This window comes from Dietzia maris (genome assembly GCF_014144855.1).
Taxonomy (GTDB): domain Bacteria; phylum Actinomycetota; class Actinomycetes; order Mycobacteriales; family Mycobacteriaceae; genus Dietzia; species Dietzia kunjamensis.
Window position 1 is genome coordinate 1 of the sequence record NZ_JAALDN010000250.1, and the last position, 2,781, is coordinate 2,781.

Sequence of the window (2,781 nt, forward strand, 5' to 3'; positions counted from 1 at the left end):
AACGCGGCGGTGGTCGTGCCGGCGCGCGCCGCGATGGCGGACAGCGTCAGCGCCGGGTAGCCCGTCTCGAGGATGAGCTCGCGGGTGGCGGTGATGATCGCGGCGTCGATCCGGCCGTCGCGCGGCCGCCCCGGCGCGGACTTCGCTGATCCGCCGCGCGCGGTGTCGCCGTCTGCTGTCATGGTCTCACCATAGTTCCGATACGCCGCACATCGTATTACCGCCGCCGGCGCGGGACCCCGCCACCCAGCACCCCAGGGAGAGCCCCGTGCATCTGAGCCCGCTCGACGAGTTCCCCATCCACCAGACGCCCGCGCCGCTGACGTGGCCGACCACCTCGGACCGCAACTTCTACGACCGCTCCTACTTCAACGTGCTGGACCGCGAGGGCCGCTTCATGGTGCTCACCGGGATCGGCTACTACCCGCGCCTAGGCGTGAAGGACGCGTACTTCGTGGTCCGCCGCGGCGACACGCAGACCGCGGTGCGGATGAGCGACGCCATCGACGACGACCGCCTCAACCCCCACGTCGGCGGGTACCGGCTGGAGGTGATCGAGCCACTGCGGGAGATCCGGCTGACCCTCGAGCGAACGGAGGGCATCGCCGCGGACCTGACGTGGCGCGGCCTGTTCCCCGCCGCGCTGGAGGACCCGCACTCCATGCTCACCGACCGGCGGGTGACGCTCCAGGCCAGCCGGTTCGCTCAGGTCGGCTCGTGGGAGGGGTGGATCGAGGTCGACGACGACAAGATGGAGGTCACCCACTCCTCGTCGGTCGCCGCCCGGGACCGCTCGTGGGGTATCCGCCCGGTGGGCGAGGCCGAACCGGCCGGCAGGCCCGACACGGCGTTCCGGGGCATGTGGTGGCTGTATCTCCCGCTGGCGTTCGACGATTTCCAGCTGTTCCTCATCCTGCAGGAGGACCCGGTCGGCCACCGCAGCCTCTACGACTGCACCCGCCGCTGGGCCGACGGCCGGGTCGAGCAACTCGACGGCGTGCGCGTGGCGGTCGAGTACACGCCCGGCACCCGGATCCCGACGGGCGTGCGGGTGGAGTTCATGAACCGCGCGGGCGAGCAGATCCGGCTCGAGGTGGAGTCCCGGCTGTACGCCCCGATCGCGTTCGGCTCCGGTTATGGCGGCGACCCGACGTGGGCGCACGGCACCTGGAAGGGCGAGAACTTCACCGACCGCGTGACCTTCGATCTGACGGACCCGCAAGTCATGGCCGGGGCGGCGTTCAGCCTCATCGACCACGTGGGCCACGCCGTGTGCACCGAGGCCGACGGCACCCGACGCGAGGGCGCGGGTCTGTTCGAGCACGGGGTGATCTGCCCGCATCACCCCTCGGGGTTCTCGGACTGGACCGACGGCGCGGACGCTGGGGCGCGCGCATGAAGGTCATGACCGCCCTGTTCAGCCCGACCGACGCGGTCCGGCGCGCCGAGGAGCTCAGGGAGGCCGGGGCGTCCGGCGTCTTCACCTTCGAGGGCCCGCACGACGTGTTCACCCCCCTCGTGTTGGCCTCGCAGGTCGGCGGCCTGGACCTGATGTCCAACGTGGCGATCGCCTTTCCCCGCAACCCCATCCAGCTGGCGCACCAGGCCCACGACCTGCAGACGCTCAGCGAGGGCCGGTTCATCCTGGGCCTGGGCACGCAGATCCGGGCGCAGATCGAGAAGCGCTACGGCACCGGGTTCGACCGGCCCGTCGAGCGGATGAAGGACCTCGTGGGCGCCCTGCGGGCGATCTTCCATACATGGGCCACGGGCGAGCGACTGGACTTCCGCGGCGAGTTCTACCGCCACACCCTCATGACCCCCACGTTCGTGCCGCCGCCCACCCCGTACGGCCCGCCGCCCATCTACCTCGGTGCGCTCGGCCCGCGACTGACGCGCGCGGCCGCCGAGGCCGCCGACGGGCTGCTCGTGATGCCGTTCGGCACCACCCGGTTCCTCCACGAGCACACGATGCCAAGGGTTCGGGCGGGCCTGGCGGCCGCCGGGCGGAGCGAGGAGGAGTTCGAGGTGGTGCCCGAGGTGATCGTGTCCGTGACGGACGACAGGAGCGACGACGACGACCACATGTCCACCCGCCGCCTGTTGGCGTTCTACGGCTCGACGCCCGCCTACAAACCGGTGTTGGACGCCCACGGCTGGGGCGATCTGCAGCCCGAGCTGAACGCCATGAGCAAGCAGGGGCGGTGGCAGGAGATGACCTCGCTCATCAGCGACGAGATCCTGCACACGATCGCCGCGTGCGGTTCCCCGGCCGAGGTCGCCGCCCACGTCCGCGACCGCGTGAACGGCGTCGGCGACCGCGTGTGCCTGTACCAGACCGGGCCGATCGCCACCGATGCGCTCGCGCAGATCGTCGACGAGTTGGCGGGCCGGCCATGAACACCGTCGAGTTCGAGCAGGTCACCGACGACAGCTACGGCGGTAAAGCCGCAGGTCTGGCCGAGCTCATCCGACTGGGCCTGGACGTACCGCCGGGGTTCGTCATCGCCGACGCGGGGGGCGACCTCGTCGTCGTCGACACTCCGTCCGACACCACCGTCCCAGCCCACACCACCGTCCCAGCCGACACCACCGCCCGGTGGTACCGCCGCATGGCCGAGGCGGGCGCGATCCCGGTCGCGGTGCGGTCCTCGGCGGCCGGGGAGGACGGCGCGCAACAGTCCTTCGCCGGGCAGTACGACACCGTGCTGGGCGTGGACTCGGTCGAGGCGCTGGCCGAGGCGGTGCGGACGTGCGTGGCGTCGGCGGCATCGGGGCGCG

General features: G+C 71.6%; 4 protein-coding genes. 3 read left to right on the forward strand and 1 reads right to left on the reverse strand.

Annotated elements, in window-relative coordinates:
- Nucleotides 1-182 (reverse strand): TetR family transcriptional regulator (locus G6024_RS08800; protein WP_159148508.1); only part of this gene is annotated, 182 nt, incomplete at its 3' end.
- 86 nt (nt 183-268) lie between these two features.
- Between G6024_RS08800 and G6024_RS08805 the strand changes: the two genes are divergently transcribed.
- The 3 genes from G6024_RS08805 to G6024_RS08815 all read left to right on the forward strand — a co-directional run.
- A complete protein-coding gene (locus tag G6024_RS08805; protein WP_159148509.1) occupies nt 269-1,399 on the forward strand; it encodes an Rv3169 family protein in 1,131 nt (376 codons plus the stop codon).
- Nucleotides 1,396-2,400, forward strand: coding sequence for a TIGR03617 family F420-dependent LLM class oxidoreductase (locus G6024_RS08810; RefSeq protein ID WP_159148510.1), 1,005 nt, complete (start codon nt 1,396-1,398; stop codon nt 2,398-2,400). Before G6024_RS08805 ends, G6024_RS08810 begins: the two co-directional genes overlap by 4 nt.
- The coding region (locus tag G6024_RS08815; protein WP_277355618.1) for a PEP/pyruvate-binding domain-containing protein at nt 2,397-2,781 on the forward strand (385 nt) is incomplete at its 3' end. The genes G6024_RS08810 and G6024_RS08815, both read left to right, overlap by 4 nt.